Origin of the sequence: Lysinibacillus sp. RC46 (assembly GCF_041262385.1) — a bacterium.
GTDB lineage: Bacteria > Bacillota > Bacilli > Bacillales_A > Planococcaceae > Lysinibacillus.
Map to the genome: position 1 here is coordinate 355,312 of NZ_JBGCCF010000002.1, position 21,078 is coordinate 376,389.

Consider the following 21,078-nt stretch of genomic DNA (forward strand, 5'->3'; position numbering starts at 1 on the left):
TAGCGTATCCCTTTTATCTATTATGCGCGAACTTCTTCACTTTTTTCTTCAGCTTGTTCCTTTTTTTCACTAGCATCCTCTGCTTTAGGTTCTTCACTAGGAATGAAATCCTCCAGTGGCTCTTCACCCTCAAAAGAAACAGTACCATCGTCAAAAACAGTTGGTGCTTTTGCTGATTTTAATATTTTTACTTTCTCTACTAATTGTGTAGATTGTTCTTGAATTTGTTTAGATAATTGAACCGTTTTATCTTTAGCAGTTGTCGAGAAATCTGCACTCTTATCTTTTAAGTTAACAGCTTGTACTGCTACATCGCTACGTAAATCTTTCCCTGATTTTGGAGCTAGTAATAAGCCTGCAGCTGCACCTACTATACCCCCAACTAATGCGCCAATAACAAAATCCTTCATGTTCACTCGCTCCTCTTCATAGATCGACTCTTGCGGTTGATAAAGCTGTGGCAATGAACTTTCAAGTTGTTGTTCCTTCACTTCATTATAATTTGGCTTTTGAGTTGTCATGCAACAATTCCTCCCCATCTTATTATCTAATTTGCTTAGACTGGTTGTCCATCTGCTTTCGCGGATGCATTCTTCAACATATGCTTAAGACTTTATTTTTATTCCGTTGACATTTAATGCCACCGAATAATAATTATTTTTTACGGCCCCATTTTCTTTTCGGTTTTTCCGACTGCTCTGATTCAGAAGAATAAACATCTTCTTGAATCACCTCATTGGCCTGATCGATAATTTTACGATTCTTCCACTTATCTGCAATGCCAATTGCGACATTACTCCATTGAACAACTTGCGCAATTTTTTCTTCATTTTGTTCCACAGTTTTAGAAATTGAAGAAGTAATTTGCTGTACAGATGTATTTAAACCATTTACAGAGTCGCCAATTCCTTTGACTGCATGAACAACGGAATTTAACTGTTCAGATTTTTCTTGAATATCCTCTGCCAAGCTATTTGTTTTGGATAGTAAGGAAGTCGTTTCACGTGTAATACCTTCCATTTGTCCTTCAATACCCGATAATGTTCCAGCTAAACTGTTAAGGATTGGTTTGAGCGAAAATAATGTCATTCCAACGCTCACACAAAAAATTAAAAAACCGATTGCTGCGATAATTGCTGCAATATACAAAATAACTTCCATAACTAGACCTCCTACAAGTAAAAATTCTCTTTACTATTCATTTCCTTAAATTCGACAAAAAAAACTGAATTCCTCCTCATTTTTGAGAAAAAACAGCTTATTCCTTGCGGACTAAGCTGTTTCGTTGTTCTTTAGCACGTCTTCAAAAGCATCTTGGAATTTGTGAACATCGCCTGCGCCCATAAATAAAAATACTGCGTCCTTATGCTTTGTTAACACTTCAATTCCTTCAGTGGTAATCACTGCACTGCCTTCAATTAAAGACGCTAAATCTTGGATTGAAAGTGCGCCTTGTGTTTCCCTTGCAGAGCCAAAAATATCACATAAGTATGCTGTATCTGCAAGACTTAGACTATCCGCAAAATCCTGTAAAAAAGCTTGTGTACGTGTAAATGTATGTGGTTGGAAAATAGCTACTAACTCACGATCCGGAAACTTTTGTCGTGCTGATTGAACCGTTGCACGGATTTCTGTTGGATGGTGTGCATAGTCATCTATTAAAACATTATTCCCAATATTCGTTTCTGTAAAACGTCTTTTTACACCTTTGTATGTGTATAAACGTTCTTGAACGATTTCTGGTGAAATACCTTCATATTGGCAAAGTGTAATAACAGCTAATGTATTTAATACCGCATGATCTCCAAATAACGGGATAAAGAAAGTGCTATAAAATTCATTACGGACAAATACATCAAATTTTGTACCCTTAGTTGTTTTTTCAACATTACGAGCTTCAAAATCATTTTCAGCCCCAAAACCGTAATAAACAACAGGCACCTTTGCTTGAATACGTTGTAGATGTTCATCATCACCGCAAGCAATAATTGCTTTTTTAACCTGTAGTGCTAATGATTGAAATGCTGAATAAACATCCTCTATGTTTGCAAAGTAGTCTGGATGGTCAAAATCAATATTAGTCATTACAGCGTAATCGGGATTATAAGCTAAAAAGTGTCGACGGTATTCACATGCTTCCATCACAAAGAAGTCAGCATTTTCATGTCCAGCTCCTGTTCCATCACCGATTAAATAAGAAGTTGGTTTATACCCACCTACAACATGAGCCATCAAGCCTGTTGTTGATGTTTTACCATGTGCACCAGTAATAGCAATCGACGTATAATTACCGATATATTCACCTAAAAATTTATGGTAGCGAATAACTTCTACACCGATTTCACGAGCACGCTCTAATTCAGGATGGTCATCAGGAAATGCGTTCCCTGCAATAACTGTCATACCTTCTTTAATATTATCTGCGGTAAATGTAAAAATTGGAATATTACGATCACGTAACGGCTGTTCCGTGAAGAAATATTTATCAACATCTGAGCCCTGTACTTGTTCACCAGCATCAAATAAGATTTGTGCAAGTGAACTCATGCCAGAACCTTTAATGCCTGTGAAATGAAAAACTGTCATTAATTAAACCCCCCGGGAATTCAATATCCCTTCTATCATCTATTAGGTGTATCGTATTTTTCACTAATTATTAGGTATTAATACCTTTGTAAGTACTAAAAAATACGTACTCATCTTCATATCTCGTCTATTATAGCACTATTTATGCATTAGGATAAATGTGTAACTTTTCTAAAAATACTAATTTTGACGTGAATAAGATAATCTATACGAAAACAATGTAATTCTTATTCAAACATAGCAATTAAATCTTCTTCTGTAATGTAACTTTCTCGTGGTTTACTGCCACGTGCCTCAGACACAAAGCCATGCGATTCCAACATATCGATTAAACGAGCAGCACGATTATAGCCAATATGGTATTTGCGCTGAATTAAGGACGTAGAAGCTCCTCCCTGCTCATAAACAAATCGACATACATCCTCGAACAGTTCATCTTGCTCAGCGGAAACCTCCGTCTTCTTTAAAAGTTCCTCTTGATCGAATATATAATCAGGCTCTCCTTGCTCACGAACATGCTCAATGATCGCTTCAATTTCATCATCTGTCACAAATGTCCCCTGCAAACGCACCGGAGCAGACATACCATTACCTAAATATAACATATCGCCTCGTCCAAGCAATCTTTCTGCACCTTGCGCATCTAAAATTGTACGTGAGTCGATTTGTGATGATACCGCAAAAGCAATACGTGTAGGAATATTTGATTTAATAAGCCCTGTAATAACGTCAACAGACGGTCTTTGAGTTGCAACAATTAAATGGATACCACAAGCACGTGCCTTTTGAGCAATACGACAAATCGCCTCCTCTACATCTGCAGGAGACATCATCATTAAATCTGCCAATTCATCAATGACAATTAGAATATATGGTAATTTTAAGCTATGTTCATTATTTTTATCCGCAATTGCATTATAACGTGTAATATCACGTGCGCCCGCATGTGCAAATAACTGATAACGACGCTCCATTTCCTCCACTGCCCATTTCAGTGCAGCTGTAGCAGCCTTAACATCGGTGATGACCGGGCTAACTAAATGTGGAATATGATTAAACGGTGCTAATTCTACCATTTTAGGATCGATAAGCATCAGCTTTAATTCATGTGGTGCAGCTTTATATAATAAACTAACCAAAATTGAATTGATACAAACCGATTTACCAGAACCTGTAGCTCCGGCAATTAATCCATGTGGCATTTTTCGTAAATCAATAGTTACAGGCTTCCCTGTTAAATCCAGACCCAATGCTGCTTCTAACGGTGAATCTGACTCGAGGAAAGAAGCACTATTTGTCACTTCTGATAATCGAACAGCGCGAGATACACGGTTCGGTATCTCAATGCCAATTGAGCTCTTCCCAGGAATCGGTGCTTGGATGCGGATGTCTTTCGCTGCCAATGCAAGCTTCAAATCATCTGATAGATTGCGGATTTTGCTAACCTTTGTACCATGACTCACGGTTATTTCAAATTGTGTCACGGCAGGTCCTTGCATAATGGATTCTATTTGAGCTGAGACTTGGAAATAAGACAAAGCTTCGACCAATGTATCTCCCTGTTGCTCCATCCACTCAGTATCTTGTGTTTTTTCCTCAGGTGGCTCTAAAAACTCATCATCTGGCTTTTGATACACATGAACAGGTTTTCGAGGTGTTTCCTGTACTTGAACTTCTACTAATGTTTCATCTAATATGGAAGGTTGCTCCGGATACTCCTCCGTATCAATAAAATTCACCTCAGGAATATCTATATTCTCGGTAGTAAGCTTCTGTTCAGTAGCTGTTTCTACGTCCATTTCAGTAGTTGCTGAAATTTCGTCGAAGCTCTCAACATCAATCACTGTTTTTTCTAATGTCGAAACGTTAGACATTGATGTGACTGGTGCCATTGTAATGACTGAGACACTCTCTGTTGCAGCATTGAATGGAACAGTATTTTGAATAGAAACCTCGTTGTCCTCCGGCGACTCTGTAGCTGTTTTATTGTCCACCTCTAACTCGCTTAACTCTAAATCTATAGATTGTGGAATTTGTTCTTTTTCAGATGGAATAGTATTTTCAATAGAAAATTCGTTTTCCTTCGTCAACTCTGTAGCTGTTTTATTGTCCACCTCTAACTCGCTTATCTCTAAATCTATAGATTGTGGAATTTGTTCTTTTTCAGATGGAGTAGTATTTTCAATAGAAAACTCGTTTTCCTTCGTCAACTGTGGAGTTGTTTTATTGTCCATCTCTAGCTCACTAATCCCCATATCTATAGATTGTGGAATTTGTTCTTTTTCAGATGTCACTAATTGATGTTCTACTCCCGAATTAATAAGCTCAGATGAAGGCTCCTGTTCCTCTTGATTTATTTCAACAATTGTTGATGTCGGCTTCATATTTTTAAATTGCTGTTGGATTCTCCATTTCTCTTTATCAGTTTTTAGCATTAAAACATTAAATGGAATGCCACTTTTTTCTTTCTTTTCTACAGATTGCTCTTCTAAAGACTGTTCCTGCAACACATCTTGCTTATCATCTTCATTCATTGGTGGCTGGACTACTGTAACTTCACCAATGTGGATGGTAGAATTTTCGATTTGTACTTGTTCTACAACTACTTCTTTTACATGGATTTCTGATTGGTCAGATGATAGTTGTTCAATATTCAGCTCATGTTGAACGGCTTCTTTCACTTGATTTTCAAATTCTACAGCAAAAGAAGTTGTTTGCGGTACAGGTAATTCCGTCGTCGTTTTTTCACTATGATCATTTGTTTCGTCTGTTAATTTATCTTCAAAAGTAATCGGTTGCATTGCAGGTACTTCAATTTTTTCAGGGTTTTCAAGCTGTTCATCTTTCCGAACTGCGCTAATAGGCTCTTTTTCTTCTAGTATATTTTCATTAGTCTCATTTGTTGTCGTTTCTTTTAAAGACTTAGAAGCAGTAGGTATTTCTAACTCTTTCTTGTCGTGCTCTTCCTTCCGTTTCTCTAATAATTGCTCAATTGGGCTTGGCTTAGAAAAACCATAGACTGGTGACGGAACATCACTTGGTACAAAACGCTTGCGATTTTCGGGTAAAACACTTTCATCTGCTTTTTCTAATTGATAATTCGTATTTTTAGGTGGCGTCGGTACCTCATTTTGCGCATCTCGAAAAACAAGACTTGCTTTTGAACGGTTCTCCTGTTCAGGCTGACTTCGTGTAATCGTCGTTCTACCAGTTCTCTTCGTCCGATTTGCTAATAGATCTCGAATACCTGAAACCTCAATATCATAAACACTCGAATCTACAATATGATTATTTAAATGCCTCGGTAGCGATAAATCTTCAATTTGTCCGGAGTAAGTATCGTCCATTTGATTGAATGCTTCTTTTGATGGTGGTGATGATGGTGAAGCCGAAAATTCCTCATCCTCTATTAACGGAAAACGAAAAGTTTTTTGCTTTGCTACAGTTGCTTCTTTATATGAAGGCAACTGCTCGGATTGTTCTTCTTCATAGTCATCATAAAACTCTTCATATTCGTAATCATTGTCATCTTTATTTATAAATTTATTCATTTGTTTTTTTAACCAATTCACTTTGTTCACTCATTTCTCTTACACTTCATTTATAGCATTAACTAAATCAATTATGCCTCGGCATAATTGCGTCCGAAGGCTTTGGGCCAACACGATGTGGTCACTAGACTGAGTTCCTCTATTTCTAGCGGGTATTTGGACACCCACTGAAAAGTAGCCTAAACCTGCATTCATCTCACCACCTATAGAGGTAGGAGACCTCTGAAAGAAGTTAAATGTCTATAACAAAAAGCATACCATAAAAATGTAACAGAAACTTGCATTAAGAGGCTCATTCTACATAAAAAAATCGTTATGTTACTAGCATAATAGTAGCATAACGATTTTAAGTACATATAATCAATTTTCACTTAGCAAATTGTAGCTGTCGCTGCGCTTTCGCACAGAAAACATTTGTTGCTGCCGCTCCGCTTTCGCACAGCTAAAGTGCTTCCTATGGCTTTATCTAGTTGGTGCCTCAAACGCACTACCAGTTTTCGCATCTTCAGGTAATACTAAAATTCCTTTTTCAGAAGGTGCATTTGGTATTGCTAATTCGCGTGCTGAACATAACATACCGTATGATTCAACACCACGTAAATTACCTTCTTTAATAAGCATTCCAGAAGGCATCACCGCACCAATTTTAGCTACAACAACCTTTTGACCTGCTTCCACATTTGGCGCACCACATACAATTTGTAATGTTTCTTCACCTACGTTTACAGAACAAATACTTAATTTATCAGCATTTGGATGCTTGTCCTTTGTTTCTACATAGCCAACAACAAATTTTGGAGAAAAATCTACATCAAGGCTGATTACGGCTCCATTTTTTGCAATAGCTGCCTCTAGTTGAGCTACTAATTCTGGAGTAACTTCTACTAGACCTTTTGCATCAGTTTGAATATAGTTGCTGGCATTAAATAAATTAAATGCTTTAATTTCTCCCGTTTGTGCTTCCTTTAATATAGCAATATCACCCGCACGTTCTAACTCCGTCTTCACGATTGATTCTGTTGCTAATTGTACTAGCAATACATCTCCTACATGCTCTTTGTTGTAAAATACATTCATTGTTTCTCTTGCTCCTTTTTAACTCTGTTTTTTGCTAATATAAAGATCGGTTCTAGCTCCCCGTCTTCATAAATAAAAGATAATGACGTAATCGGTACAGTACCGACAGCGAAGAAATGCATCGTCATCTGCGCTAATACATCATACCCTGTTTCATTACGAATATCACCTACTATTAATACATCCTGATGTGGCACAGATAACGTCATGTCACCTTCAATGTTCGTCTGCATCTCTTTCAAAAAGCTTTCATTTAAAATACGACTTGCATCGTAGCCATCATTAGCATTAACAAAATAGAAAATATTCCCTGCAACTTCATCTTTTTTATAAACTGTTGGCAGTTGCTTTGCGGAAAATCGTGCCATTTCACGAATTTGCTCTACTGTTAATTGTAGTACCTCTAACATGGATTCATCAATAAAACGATAGGTTTTTCCTAAATCAAGCGCATAAAAAATACGTGTTTCTGCCGTATGTTCAGTAGTAATGAATGCATGCCCCTCCTTCGAGGCTTTAGGGTAGGATGTTGCGCGAATAACTGGATAAATTTTTGTAATATCTTGGAATCCCTGTTCCATTTCTTGTTCCATAGCATTAAAGGTTTGCTCGATTGTATAAACAACTTCATCGATTGCAGCCCCTTGCTTGTCATTATATTTTGCTAAAATGCCTGGTAGAGATAGCTCCATTCCTTTACCAATTTTTTTATGGTTTAGGCGTAATTTATCGTGCTTTTTATCAAATTCAAAATCAAACTTTTCCTCATTCAATTGTTGTTTTAATAGGGTCACAAGTTGTTCTGATTTAATTTGTTTCACCTAGCTCATACCCTTTCTTCTAAATTAATTTATATTTTTGGTGTAATTACCGCTGACGCGCAGAAATAAATTGTCGCAGAATGTGACGTTTACTCCAGCAAATCTGGGTATCCTTCACCCTTATTTAGTCCATCAACTATAGATAGGAGTCTATTGTAACTTAATATAATCAATTATGCCTTGGCATAATTGCGTCCGGAATCGGCTTTGGGCCAACAAATGTTTTTTGCGCTACAGAAAATAATTGCTGAAAGAAGTTAAATGAAGAGAAAACGGCTCACATGTTTGTAAACCGTTCTGTTCAAAACTATCCAATTATTTAATCTTAACCGAATGAACGATTTTCGTCATCTCATGTAAATTATCATATATTTTTCTATTTTTAAAAAATTATTTTAAAGTTGCAACTTCACTATTCCATTATCACTAATCAACAGAAACTAGTCATGTGCTAATGTGAATAAATATTGGCCAATAAGAAGCGAAACTATATGCTCGAACATCATCTGACGACTTACTAACCCTTGAGTAAAAACACCTACAGCTCCCGCACCTTGTCGGATATCTCGGCGTTGTGTAAAGTGCTCCATTACAGGCCCAAGTTCCTTCCCAGCTCTTATTTCCTGGGCAATTTCTTCTGGTAATATAATTTGTGCGCCAGCAGCTGTATAAGTTGTGCCATTTGAAACTGTAAGTGCTCCCCAGTTACAAACGTACATAACACCATCTATTTCAGTCACTCCACCCTCCAATCCAAACGATAATTGAGCACCCGTCTCTTTGATTGCGTTTTTCGAACGGTTTATTGCTCCCAATCGTGTTTCTTCATGAGTCATCGGTTGATCAGATACTTGCGAAGCTGCCTTGACGTAGGTGAAATTTGGTTTATCAAAATATTTTCTAGCTATAACTTCAACTGCCTCTGTTTTTGCTTTGTTTGTTGTTCCAATAGTTATGTTCATTTTCTAATCCCTCTTTCTTCGCATAGAAAAAGATGCCCCTAAAGGCATCTTTTAACTTCTTCCAGCGGAATCACATTATACATTAGCGCGAATCGTTGCTAATGTCGAACGATCTGCTTTTTTCACTAGTTCCACAATTAAAGCTTTTGCAGCTGCATAGTCATCAATATGAATAATTGAAGCAGATGTATGAATATAGCGTGAGCAAACACCAATTACTGCACTAGGAACGCCGTCATTTGCCGTGTGTACACGTCCTGCATCCGTACCACCTTGTGATACAAAATATTGATAAGGGATATTATTCGTTTCCGCAGTATCTAAGATGAATTCACGCATGCCTCTATGTGTAACCATCGTACGGTCAAGAATACGTAATAATGTCCCTTTTCCAAGCTGACCAAATTGATTTTTTTCTCCTGACATATCATTTGCAGGTGAAGCATCTAGAGCAAAGAATAAATCTGGTTTAATCATATTTGCGGACACTTGAGCACCTCGCAGACCAACTTCTTCCATTACATTGGCACCTGCATATAAATGCGAGGCTAACTTTTCACCTTTTACTTCTTTCATCAATTCAATTGCCAATCCACAGCCATAGCGGTTATCCCAAGCTTTGGCCATAATTTTTTTCGGATTTGCCATTGGTGTAAATGGGCAGACAGGGATAATTGATTGACCTGGACGAACGCCAAGTGCAATAGCATCTTCTTTATTGTCTGCGCCAACATCTATAAGCATATTTTTAATATCCATCGGTTTAGAACGTTCAGCATCTGTTAATAAATGTGGTGGTATTGATGAAATCACGCCAGGAATCGCACCATTTTTAGTAAACACTTCAACTCGTTGCGCTAGCATTACCTGATTCCACCAGCCACCTAATGTTTGAAAGCGGATCATCCCATTATCAGTAATAGAAGTAACCATGAATGCCACTTCATCCATATGACCAGCAACTAACACTTTTGGTGCATCAGCAATTTCACTATGCTTCACACCGAAAATACCCCCTAAATTATCCTGAACGATCTCATCCGAGTACTTTTCCAACTCAGAACGCATGAACGCACGTACCGCATGTTCATTTCCCGGCGCGCCTGGTAATTCTGTTAGTGTTTTAAATAATTGTAATGTTTCCTCATTCATGATGACTCTCTCTCCCCACGAAGTAGAATATTCTTCCTTTGCCATTGTAACATATTTATCTATATTCAGCAGAAAACTCCCATTTTTCAATGAGCCGCAAGATAAAATGAAAGTGTAGTTTCTCTTCGAAGTTTATCCAAAATTTGCTCAGTGCAAAAGCGAAGCCTCCGTGCAATTTCCAAATCCGAAATATTGATACATTTCCTAAAAAGTGCTAAAGTGTGAACGTGCATTCACTCTGTATGCTATGTTAAAATGGAGCTATAGAAAAAGGAGGAAAAAAGCATGAAATTACGTGATTTTTTAATTGGTGTTGCTACTGGCCTAGCTGCCGCAGTCATTGTTAAAGAAGCAAGTGAAAAGGTTTCTCCGTATGTACCTGCAGGACAAGTACTCGAAAACATAAAAAAGGAATTTAAAAAGGATTCACCGATTGACGGTTCTTGGATTTTTATGAAGACAGACAATTTCTCAAACGGCATTATGACTATTCCTGTATATCGTGGAGGTATCTCTCGTATGAACGAAGGCGAAATGCAAACATTTGAATTTGCTGCTGACGCTCGCTCAGGTGTAGTAGTAGAGCTAACAGAAGTGTAACCTTACTCAGCAATACACGAACAAATATTATAGAACCCTACAAAAGAAGCCATCTCAGTTAGTTGAGATGGCTTCTTTGTTTTACTCAGACAATCCTTTATTGTTGAAGTATTTTTTATATTTGCGATAATAATTTAAATTATTTAATGTTAGCTTCACCCAACGTTTCGCATTCATATCTTGATTAAAGTAAAGAGAGTTTGTATATTTCCCTTCACGAATTAATTTTTTCGCTTCTAGCTTAAGCTTTTCATTTGATGCATATTTGAACAGAACACCCTTAGGAATAATCATCCATAAATGCTTGTCCTGAACATAAGTTACTTCCTGTTCAATATTTAACATATGGTCATCAGCTACATATTTCATTAAATTATGACCACTTGCTGTTACATAATAACTAGAGCGACCATTACGTAAGTTAATTTCAAACAACTTATACTGTTTGTCACGCATATCGTATTTCATATCGAAGTTTGCAAAGCCTGTATAACCGATATCCTCTAAGAAGGAACGTACTTGATCCATTAATTCTTTATCGTATGTTGTAACAATGGCTGCATAACTACCGATTCCTTCAGGTGAATGCTCTTCTAAGATTGGGTTTCCTAGACACATTAGCTTCACTTTGCCATCTTTCCCTACATACGCATTTAATACACGCATATACGAATCATCACCTGGAATGAATTCTTGAATAATCATTGTATCCTGATAAGTTGAGCTGTAGATTGCTTTTAAAATAGCTGTTTTTTCAGCTTCATCATTCGCAACGAAAACTTTTTTCTTACCTGGGAATTTACATGCCCAATATTCCACCGAGTTCGATGCCTTTAAAATAATTGGGTAATCAAATGGTGGTGTAAAGTTTTCGTAATTGTCTGCTGTTACAGTCGTCGTACCTGGATATTTAAAATCGTACTTATCACACATTTTATAGAAATTTTCTTTTAATAAAATTTCATCCATAAGTGATTCATCAATGTATGGTACTGTAAAATGTTCCTGCAATGCTGGCTTATTTTTGATAATAAGCTTTGCATAATCATCTCCACAAGCTAACAACAGTAGTTTTTTATCAGAATATTTTTTTGCGACCTTTGCAAGTGCAGGTGCAAATACATCCTGTTCATTTAAGCGATCAATCTCTTCGAAATTTATGATATGACTATCTTGCGTTGCCGTTAAATGTGAACGTCCTAATACTAGTGGTTTAATGCCATATGCTTCATAAAATGCACGTGCCATACCATATGCATTCATATCTGATCCTAATAATACTGGTAAAAATGGTTGCTCAGTTGCCATGTAAATTTCAACTCTCTTTTGTGTTTTAGTATAGTTTTTAGTGTATCATATTTTCCAAGATGTTCACGAGAAAAGTGTCAAAAAAATGGGGTATAGACAATTAAGCATATCTTCATAACGTTAAGTTAATTTCTGTTCCTACTATACAACTACAATAATTTTTATCACATAGCTTACGTTTGCATAAAACAATAAGTGAAGTTCCGTTTTATCACTATAAATTAGAGTGACATACCCGAGATACATACTATGTGAAGCGTTTGATTGGAGTGGAGAATGGGCGACTCCTCGGGGATTAGCGTCACAGATGAGACCCTGGAACGAGCAACGCGAGTGAAGCGGCTCATCGGACGCCCCCAGGAAAGCGCCCAGTCGGAACGGAAATCAAACCCTAGTTTTGCCAAAGAGCGATACTTTATTTAATTACCTTAATTTTATTGACACAATCGTTTTCAACACGATGAAAAAAACGTGCGAACACAAAAGGTTCACACGTTCTATTAATTAGAATGTAATAACAGCTTGTCTACTACGTTCTAGCTTATCTACAATTTCTTTACCTGTTTCATCCCATTTAATCATGCGGTAATACGCATCATGGTAGAAAATAAAGCCGTAGCCATTCGCAAGTGCTTCTTTCATTATACGTTCCTTCGCATAGACACTCGTCATTGGATAATCGTCATACGCTAAAACCCATAATGGATTTTGGTGTGCATGTGTTGGCATAATATCTGCCATATGCAATAATACCTCGCCATTTTGAGTTAATTTTATAATGGCATGTCCATCACTATGACCACCCGTATGGATCATTTCAATACCCGGAACTACCTCTAACGTACCTTCATACGTTTCTACTAAGTGCTGAACTGGCTCCCAGTTTTCTTTCCAATACGTATTTTTCGAGCGAATATTCGGCTCACGCATTTCTTCCCATTCGATTTTCGTTACGAAGATTTTGGCGTTTGGGAATGTTGGTACAAGTACATCATTTTCCCATTGCGTTAAACCTCCAGCATGGTCAAAATGTAAATGCGTCATTAATACTGCATCAATATCAGCTGTTGTTAATCCTAGCTCCTGTAAGCTAGCCGCTAATGTTGATTCCTCAGTGACCCCAAAGTTTCGTAGCTGTTTTTCATTTAATTTGTTAAAGCCAACACCAGTATCAACAAGATAGTTTTTGCCACCATATTGAATTAAAATCGGCTCAGTTGGTAGCTCGATTTGATTTTTTTCGTTGACTGGATATTTGCGTGACCAAAGTGGTTTTGGTACAACTCCAAACATAGCACCGCCATCAAGGCAAGTGACACCCCCGTTTAGCCATGATAATGACATATTGTGAAACTTTAACTGATCCATCCATACTCCCCCTATTTAGTAAAGAATTGCGATTCTAGACGATAAATTGGCTGTCCTTTAGCAGAAAATTTCTCCTCATATTCAGTCATAACATTATCCTCTGGCATATTCGCATGTAGGTCGAGTGATACATACTTTAGTAACATACCATATTCAGACATACTCATTAATGAATACTCAAACAAACCACGGTTGTCCGTTTTAAAATGGATTTCCCCCTCATCCACTAAAATCGACTCATATAATTTCAAAAAATCCCCGTGCATTAAACGTCGCTTAGCATGGCGCGTTTTCGGCCAAGGATCTGAGAAATTCAGATACACACGCTCTACATCATTTTTTCCAAAATATTTATATAAATCTGCGCCATTTACTTTTAATAATCGTAAATTCGCTGGAGATTTAGCCTCTAAAATTTTTTCTAATGCACAAACAATTACACTGTCATAAAGCTCAATGCCAATATAATTTATATCCGGATTTTGTAAGGCCATACCTGTGACAAATTGACCTTTCCCAGTACCTACTTCAATATGTAGCGGGTTGTCATTTCCAAAAACAGCCTGCCAATTACCTTTAAAGTCTTCAGGATTCGGAACAATCACCTCTGGATGACTCGTAATCATTTCCTCCGCCCAAGGCTTATTTCTTAATCTCAATTTTTTTCCTCATTTCTTTCTCATGAAATTATTGATTTTTTATAGTATAACGTATAACCATAAAATTCGCATGAAATTATTGCGAAATGATATTTTAGTGATGGGCCATCTTCAATGCCCGTCTGATATAACCTGCCAAGCATTACGTTGCACTGTACAATGAATCCCCGTTCCCTCTCTAATTTCTCCGATATAATTACCATCCGTATGAGCATCAACGTTATTTGCGTGCACGAAAATGTTAAATTGATTGCCTTGCAAAAAAGTAACCTCTTTAAATTTTGTATGCTTTTCAAAAAAAACCGTGCTAAAAACTAGTAGCAATTTAAGGCGTGAAATACCGTGAACGATTGTTATTTCGACTTGTCCATCATCTGGTTTAGAAGATGGGGAAATTTTCATTCCACCTCCGAAATAAGGTTGATTGCTCATCGCAACAAACCACGCCTGCTTAAATTGCCATTCTTGATTGTTTGTACGAATAGTTACATCAAAACATCTAAAGCTAAATAACCCTCTTACAACGGCGGCAGCATAGGATAGCTTGCCGAGCCCGATTTTATTGAGGTAAAGCTTCAAACGGGATTTATTAATTCTTTTTGTGACAAATGCATCGAAGCCCACACCAGCATTATTAACAAATATTTCGTGCAGTTGATCTCCAAATTGAACGGTACCAACATCCATTTGGAGGTTAGCCATTTCTTTTTGTATATAGCTTTCAATTTGAAAAGCATTTTGAAATGTAGTAAAGTATCGTGCGAAATCATTTCCGGAACCAGCACGGACTACACCAATAACTATAAATTTATTATGTACAACGCCACTAACAATCTCATGTATTGTGCCGTCACCGCCAACAATAACAATTAATTTTTTGGTTTGAGCATCTTGCGCCCAATTTTTTGCAAGTTCCTGTCCATGCCCCTCATATTCTGTAAAAGCGACTTCATAGTTCATTGTTAATTGTTGTTGAAGGTGATGCCAAACTTTCTTACCTTTGCCGTGCCCTGCTGCTTCATTCACAATAAATAATACTTGCATTCACTAATCCCCGGCTGGTTGAGAAGATTGCTTCCAAATATCTCGATTAAAAGATGTTGTTTGTACGTTGTTTAAAATCGTTTGAGAAGCACGAATTTGCATATGTTTCATAGGAGAGGATACTTTCTTTAAATGCTCCATCCACTCTCCATAATTTCGACGATCAACAAATTGAATTCCATAAGGTGACCCTGGATAATCGAAATAGCCATTCTGGGATAAAATAACCTTACGAATTGGCATATTTATATCGTCCTGCATAAATAATTGAGTTAATACAGACTCCATACGATTTAAACTTATCATTGGATTAAGGACTTTTGAATCCTTCGTTCCTACTTTTTTGATCCAGAATCGCTCACTGCCTCCAACATAAACTGCTTGATTTTCTGCTTCCAGCACTGTTATACATATACATTCTGTCGGTGACATTAGTACGACATCCAGCTCTATAGGTGCTTTTCTAATTTGTAAAATAGGATAATAAAAAAGTAAATAATTGTCCGGTAATTTTTGCAATAAATTTCGTAGTAATGGATCACGCATAAAACGAGGATCTACATACGACTTTTCACGTAATGTTGAACTTGCCCATTTCATTTGGAAATGGAAAAATTGATCGATAAACATTCGTTTTAATTCATGAATAGATTGTGGTGCGTAGACAATTTTTGGTTCAAATGTTAAAGTCGTTTCTTCTTCAGGTATGCTATCTTCATCACTTACTAGTTCATTCGATATTTCGATCTGTTCAACGTCCTCATTTTCTTCCTTCTGACGACCTGCAAATATCTTTTTGAATAAAGAAAATCTCTCTTTTTCTGCGAAAGAATCATTTTCTGAATCGTCGTCGGTATGTTGCCACTCACTAATTTCTTCTCCTAACTCCCACTGTCGCTTAACACGCTCCCATTGACTTTTCTTTAAGCGTACAAATTGAGTTGGATATCTTGCTAAATCAATCTGATAGCGTGAAATATAATCTTGTATTTTCACCAATTGTGCCATGTTAAGGTCACTCCAATCTTACTCGCCCTATATCTAATTTGCTAATCTCCCTACAACTGCTCGGAAGGCAAATCGAAGTATCAATTTTCTCCTTGGCATAATGTAGTTGTAGTTGTAGCTGTAGCTGTAGCTTCATTAGCACTATGCTTTCGCTACATAAAAAATTACTAAATAAAGATAAATAGACATTTGCATTCATTACATCGACATTTGCTCTTTAACTTTAAATTCCGATAGCGATCATTCTACAACTCATTCATCCTTTTTATTTTACATGACGTTTCAGGATAAAACATCCATAATTTGCTCTATAGAAAAAGAGAACTACCCAAGTTTAGGTAGTTCTCTTAAAGGATTTATTTATTTCGCATTAATAGAAAGCGGTAATTTCACTTCGAATGCTTGCTGTAATTTACGAGTCCATTCACCTGGAACTCCAGCACCAATTTTGTTACCATCAACATCGATAACAGGTGTTACTTCAGAAGATACAGATGACACAATTACCTCATCCATTGTTAATACATCAGCCTTCGTCATTGGTTCTTCAATAACTGGTAAATTAATTTCCTCAGCACATTTTAAAATAACTTGGCGTGTAATACCGTTTAAAATGAAGTTATTTGCAGGGTGTGTATAAAGCTTACCATCTTTAATGCCGTAAACATTTGCTGATGAACATTCTGTTACGATGTCACCACGATGTAAAATAGCTTCATAGCAGCCTTTTTCAGATGCTTCCTGTTTCGCCAGTACAGCACCTAATAAATTTAATGATTTAATATCACAACGTAACCAGCGAATATCCTCGACAAAGGTAGCCTTAACACCTTTTTCAAAGTTTTCATACGAACGCTCGCCAACTTTAACATTCCCTGTTAATACAGCTGGAACACTTGTATCCGGGAAAATATGATTACGAGAAGTTGTACCACGTGTAATTTGGAAGTAAATATGACCCGTTTCCAAATTATTTTTTTCGATAAGATCATGTAATAATTTGTGTAATACGTCTTTAGTATACGGAATGACAAGACGAATTTTATCGGCACTCGCATAGAAACGATCAATGTGTTCTTGTGCTGTGAACATGTTTCCGTTATAAACTTTAATTACTTCATAAATACCGTCACCAAATTGGTAACCTCTGTCTTCTGGAGATACTGAAATTGATCCTTCTTCAACGATTTGATCATTCCATAATGAATATGCCATGCTTCGTTCATCCTTTTCATCTTTAATTTATTTGTTTCCTGCAAGTTCAACAATTGCTTCAGCATAAATAGCTGTTGCTTTTATAAGATTTTCAATGACGACAAACTCATCCGCACGATGCGCTACGTCAGGTTCACCTGGGAACAGCATGCCAAATGCTACACCTTTTTTCATGACACGCGCATACGTACCACCACCAGTAGACAGTAGAGGTGTTTCATAGTCTCCGGTTTGACGTCTATAAATATCTGCTAAAGTCTGGATAAATGCATCGTCCTCGCTTACATAATGAGGTTTAGAGTCATCTTGAATATCCAATGAAAATCCTTTTGCCACAGTTAAGCGTTGTGCTTCCGTGATTTTTTCATCAAACGGATATGAGACAGAATAGCGCATACTAATGACCATGCTGCCACCTTTAGCCACATCGTAGGTCACAATACCTGGATTTAATGTAGTTTTACCAGACATTTCATCCTCGAATTGTAAATCAAGCTTGTTACCATAATGATCTTGATAAAAAACATCTGCGGTAAAGTCGACAAATTGTTTACTTGCCTCTGTCGTCAACTCTTGTTGTAAAAATGCTGCAAGATAAACAGCTGCATTGACACCTTTTTCCGGCTCCATTGCATGGGCTGCCTTACCTTTGATAGTTATTATATAGCGAGAACCCTCGATTAATAAAGACCCTTCTAGCTGATTTTTACTTAAAAATGCGTGAAAATTCTGTTCGAATTGTGAGGAAACGAACTGCACCGTTGCTTTTGCAAAATCCGGTACCATATTTGGTCGCTTTCCAGCATTAAATAGTAATAGCTGTTCTTTCGAAGCATCACCTGTTTTATTTTGAGAGAACACTAGCTCGGCAATGCCTTTTTCAGCATTGATGAGCGGGAAATCCGCATCTGGTGCAAATCCAATCGTCGGCATTTCCTCATGTTTAAAATAGTGGTCGACACAGCGGAAGCCAGTTTCTTCATCCGTACCAATTATCATACGTACTCTTTTATTAAGCTCAACGCCTGCATCTTTAACAAGTTTCATTGCCATCCATGCCGCAATTGTTGGTCCTTTATCATCTATTGCGCCACGAGCAAATAGCTTACCATCTGCTACAGTGCCGCTAAAGGGTGGGTATGTCCAATCTGTTCCATCACCAACTGGTACCACGTCAACATGACATAAAATACCTAATAAATCGTCACCTTCACCCATCTGTATGTGACCTGCATAATTATCAATATTTTTAGTTTGCAAACCTTCAGCTTGGCCCTTTGCTAATAACCATTCCAGAGCCTTTAATGGACCATCACCAAAAGGTACTTCAGTAGTGATCGTATTCTCATCAAGAACACTATTAATTTGCACAAGCTCCTGTAACTCTTGTATCAATTCATCTTGTCTTTCCTTTGCAGCTTGTAACCAATCCATATGATGGACCTCCTCTAAAGTAATAACATTATTCTACTCTTAACAACATAAATTACAATCATCTTTCTGACAACTTTTCAAAATCTTACTTCGAACACTACCACATATAGCACGTTTTTCACTTATTCCCACAAAATACAGTATAAATTTTATGTCTTAATTGTAAATTTCCCTTGCATTCACTAGAAAATCGACTAGCTTTTCTATATAATGAAATTATCAGAATGATTTTTCTGAATATAAAATTAGAAAAGGGGATGTCTAAGGCAGCTACTTATTAGCCTAAGTGCACTCCGCACATATTGTCGTCCGCTAGTCTTTGCCAAGAGAATTAAGATGAAGGAGTGGTTCATTTATGAAACCAACTACTGATCGAATGCTTAATCGTATTAAAGATGTGTACATGTTTATTTTAGACAAAGGAACCGTGTCTACACAGGATTTAGTCGAAGAGTTTAGTATCACTCCTCGCACCGTTCAAAGAGATTTGAACGTGTTAGCCTTTAACGATTTGGTGATGAGTCCAAGTCGAGGCAAATGGACAACGACGAAGAAAAAAGTAAAAATGACGTCTTAGTTTTTACGTGTAACACGTAAAGCATCTTGTATGGAAAAAGAATGACCTTTCGTCGTGGTCATTCTTTTTTTGTTTTCTACTATTTTTTGATTCCCCACAATTTCTCAAGCTTCCAAGCAAATACCTCTCAAAAGTTTGCGATTACTTTTAGTGAAATTTCCACTAATCATGAAATTCATTATTTACGGTATTCATCATCAACAGTTGAGGATAACATTATTTTAAAAGTATGCCATGTATATAAATTGATTGGAGCCCTTTATTTGCTAACAATTCATGTATTTTTGTAACATTCGTTTTCTCAGCGTTATCTTCAAATGTTTTTTGACTATTTACAATTGATTAACAATCCGTTAAAATCGAAACATTCTACATTTTGAGAGGAGGATTCTATGAAACTTCCCAAACTGTTTCATCCGCTAGTTTGGATTATTTTAGGGGGAACTATTTTCACACGTATTGCAAGTTTTATGGCAATGCCCTTTTTAGCAATTTACTTACATAATGAAATTGAAGCATCCCCTTTACAAATAGGCTTGACGATTGGTATTGCACCGTTAATCTCCACTGTAGGCGGATTCTTTGGCGGTTATTTAACTGACCGATTTGGTAGAAAAAACGTCATTTTGCTTACGATTATTGTTTGGAGCATTGTGTTCTTTGGCTTTGCAACAGCACAAACGATTTGGTTCTTTGTAGCATTGAACGCCCTTAATGGCTTATGTCGCTCCTTCTTTGAACCCTCGACACAGGCATTAATGATTGATTTTACTCCTGCTGATAAACGAAAAAGATTGTTTTCACTTCGTTACACAGCCATTAACATAGCTGCTGTTATCGGTCCTATTATTGGTGTTTATATTTCTCAATTGTCCAGCCCAAGTATTCCATTCATGCTGACAGGAACTATGTATATTATTTATGCTGTATTTTTATTTTTCGTGTTAAATCGCTATGAAATGCAACAACCAAAAGCTTCAACACCAACGAAAATACTGCAAACCTTTACGATACTATTGACGAATCGTGTATTACTAAGCTTTATTTTCGGGGCAATTTTAATAAATATTGGTTACTCTCAATTTGATTCCACATTGCCACAAATCATTGAACTCAAAATTGAAAATGGTGCCAAACTCTATTCTCTACTAATCTCAATAAATGCAGCAGTTGTGTTATTACTACAATTACCGATTAGTATACTTTCAGAACGTTTTTCATCGGCAGCTACTCTATTAGTAGGGATTTTGTTCTTCGTGTTTGGTCTTTTATTATTCGGCTTCTCAAATAACTATCCGTTATATATTATCGCTATGATTATATTCACGATTGGTGAAATTTTCGCCTTTCCGACTATGAATGTCATGATTGATGAAATTGCGCCTGATACACAAAAGGGAACTTATTTAGGAGCAGCTCAATTTAAAAATTTAGGGGGCTTTATTGGACCAATTATTGGCGGGTGGCTGCTAACACATTATATGAACGCAATGTTTGCGGTCATTGCAGTTCTAGTTTTATGCAGTTGTTTATTTTATAGATCAAAGCTTAAGATACACCACAAGGAATAAAGTGGCTCATCATCATAATGTGTGTGGTTGATTTCCGTTCCGACTGGGGGCTTGTTGCTGTCGCTTCGCTTTCGCACAGATAAAACCCTTGTTGCTGTCGCTTCGCTTTCGCACAGATAAAACATTTGTTGCTGTCGCTTCGCTT

General features: G+C 37.0%; 18 protein-coding genes. 3 read left to right on the forward strand and 15 right to left on the reverse strand.

Annotated elements, in window-relative coordinates; genetic code table 11:
- Positions 1-20 precede the first annotated feature (20 nt).
- The 8 genes from ABH966_RS03565 to ABH966_RS03600 form a co-directional block, all read right to left on the reverse strand.
- The gene (locus ABH966_RS03565) at positions 21-521 is read right to left on the reverse strand and encodes a YtxH domain-containing protein (protein WP_370075787.1); all 501 of its coding nucleotides are present in this window, start codon (positions 519-521) and stop codon (positions 21-23) included.
- Positions 522-654: 133 nt separating this feature from the next.
- On the reverse strand, positions 655-1,161 hold the full coding sequence (locus ABH966_RS03570) for a DUF948 domain-containing protein (RefSeq protein WP_370075789.1): 507 nt from the start codon (positions 1,159-1,161) through the stop codon (positions 655-657).
- A 111-nt stretch (positions 1,162-1,272) separates the two neighbouring features.
- Complete coding sequence (murC, locus tag ABH966_RS03575) at positions 1,273-2,586, reverse strand: UDP-N-acetylmuramate--L-alanine ligase (protein WP_370075791.1); 1,314 nt, start codon at positions 2,584-2,586, stop codon at positions 1,273-1,275.
- A gap of 227 nt (positions 2,587-2,813) precedes the next feature.
- A complete protein-coding gene (locus ABH966_RS03580) occupies positions 2,814-6,158 on the reverse strand; it encodes a DNA translocase FtsK (protein ID WP_370075793.1) in 3,345 nt (1,114 codons plus the stop codon).
- 441 nt (positions 6,159-6,599) lie between these two features.
- Positions 6,600-7,214, reverse strand: a complete 615-nt coding sequence (gene ytpR / locus ABH966_RS03585) for a YtpR family tRNA-binding protein (RefSeq protein WP_370075795.1) — start codon at positions 7,212-7,214, stop codon at positions 6,600-6,602.
- Positions 7,211-8,035, reverse strand: coding sequence for a DUF1444 domain-containing protein (locus tag ABH966_RS03590; RefSeq protein ID WP_370075797.1), 825 nt, complete (start codon positions 8,033-8,035; stop codon positions 7,211-7,213). The genes ytpR and ABH966_RS03590 overlap by 4 nt, the downstream gene beginning before the upstream one ends.
- Before the next feature lie 440 nt (positions 8,036-8,475).
- The gene (locus ABH966_RS03595; RefSeq protein ID WP_370075799.1) at positions 8,476-8,997 is read right to left on the reverse strand and encodes a DUF84 family protein; all 522 of its coding nucleotides are present in this window, start codon (positions 8,995-8,997) and stop codon (positions 8,476-8,478) included.
- A gap of 75 nt (positions 8,998-9,072) precedes the next feature.
- Positions 9,073-10,149: a M42 family metallopeptidase gene (locus ABH966_RS03600; RefSeq protein ID WP_370075801.1), complete on the reverse strand. Its 1,077-nt coding sequence runs from the start codon at positions 10,147-10,149 to the stop codon at positions 9,073-9,075.
- A gap of 285 nt (positions 10,150-10,434) precedes the next feature.
- On the opposite strand from ABH966_RS03600, the gene ABH966_RS03605 reads away from it, so the two are divergent.
- Positions 10,435-10,749, forward strand: coding sequence for a hypothetical protein (locus ABH966_RS03605; protein ID WP_323655168.1), 315 nt, complete (start codon positions 10,435-10,437; stop codon positions 10,747-10,749).
- 81 nt (positions 10,750-10,830) lie between these two features.
- Here ABH966_RS03605 and ABH966_RS03610 read toward each other — a convergent pair whose 3' ends face one another.
- The 7 genes from ABH966_RS03610 to pepV form a co-directional block, all read right to left on the reverse strand.
- Complete coding sequence (locus ABH966_RS03610; RefSeq protein WP_370075803.1) at positions 10,831-12,057, reverse strand: carboxylate--amine ligase; 1,227 nt, start codon at positions 12,055-12,057, stop codon at positions 10,831-10,833.
- A gap of 504 nt (positions 12,058-12,561) precedes the next feature.
- On the reverse strand, positions 12,562-13,425 hold the full coding sequence (locus ABH966_RS03615) for a YtnP family quorum-quenching lactonase (RefSeq protein WP_370075805.1): 864 nt from the start codon (positions 13,423-13,425) through the stop codon (positions 12,562-12,564).
- Positions 13,426-13,436: 11 nt separating this feature from the next.
- Positions 13,437-14,084, reverse strand: coding sequence for a tRNA (guanosine(46)-N7)-methyltransferase TrmB (trmB, locus tag ABH966_RS03620; RefSeq protein WP_370075807.1), 648 nt, complete (start codon positions 14,082-14,084; stop codon positions 13,437-13,439).
- A gap of 111 nt (positions 14,085-14,195) precedes the next feature.
- Positions 14,196-15,128 (reverse strand): diacylglycerol/lipid kinase family protein, encoded by a 933-nt coding sequence (locus tag ABH966_RS03625; RefSeq protein ID WP_370075809.1) that lies wholly within the window; start codon positions 15,126-15,128, stop codon positions 14,196-14,198.
- 3 nt (positions 15,129-15,131) lie between these two features.
- Positions 15,132-16,136, reverse strand: a complete 1,005-nt coding sequence (locus ABH966_RS03630; RefSeq protein ID WP_370075811.1) for a nuclease-related domain-containing protein — start codon at positions 16,134-16,136, stop codon at positions 15,132-15,134.
- A gap of 360 nt (positions 16,137-16,496) precedes the next feature.
- A complete protein-coding gene (gene dat / locus ABH966_RS03635; protein WP_370075813.1) occupies positions 16,497-17,351 on the reverse strand; it encodes a D-amino-acid transaminase in 855 nt (284 codons plus the stop codon).
- A 27-nt stretch (positions 17,352-17,378) separates the two neighbouring features.
- A complete protein-coding gene (gene pepV / locus ABH966_RS03640; RefSeq protein ID WP_370075815.1) occupies positions 17,379-18,785 on the reverse strand; it encodes a dipeptidase PepV in 1,407 nt (468 codons plus the stop codon).
- Between the two features lie 355 nt (positions 18,786-19,140).
- Here pepV and ABH966_RS03645 point away from each other — a divergent pair, with 355 nt between their 5' ends.
- The gene (locus tag ABH966_RS03645) at positions 19,141-19,362 is read left to right on the forward strand and encodes a DeoR family transcriptional regulator (RefSeq protein WP_036118795.1); all 222 of its coding nucleotides are present in this window, start codon (positions 19,141-19,143) and stop codon (positions 19,360-19,362) included.
- Positions 19,363-19,754: 392 nt separating this feature from the next.
- On the forward strand, positions 19,755-20,933 hold the full coding sequence (locus ABH966_RS03650; protein ID WP_370075817.1) for an MDR family MFS transporter: 1,179 nt from the start codon (positions 19,755-19,757) through the stop codon (positions 20,931-20,933).
- Positions 20,934-21,078 lie beyond the last annotated feature (145 nt).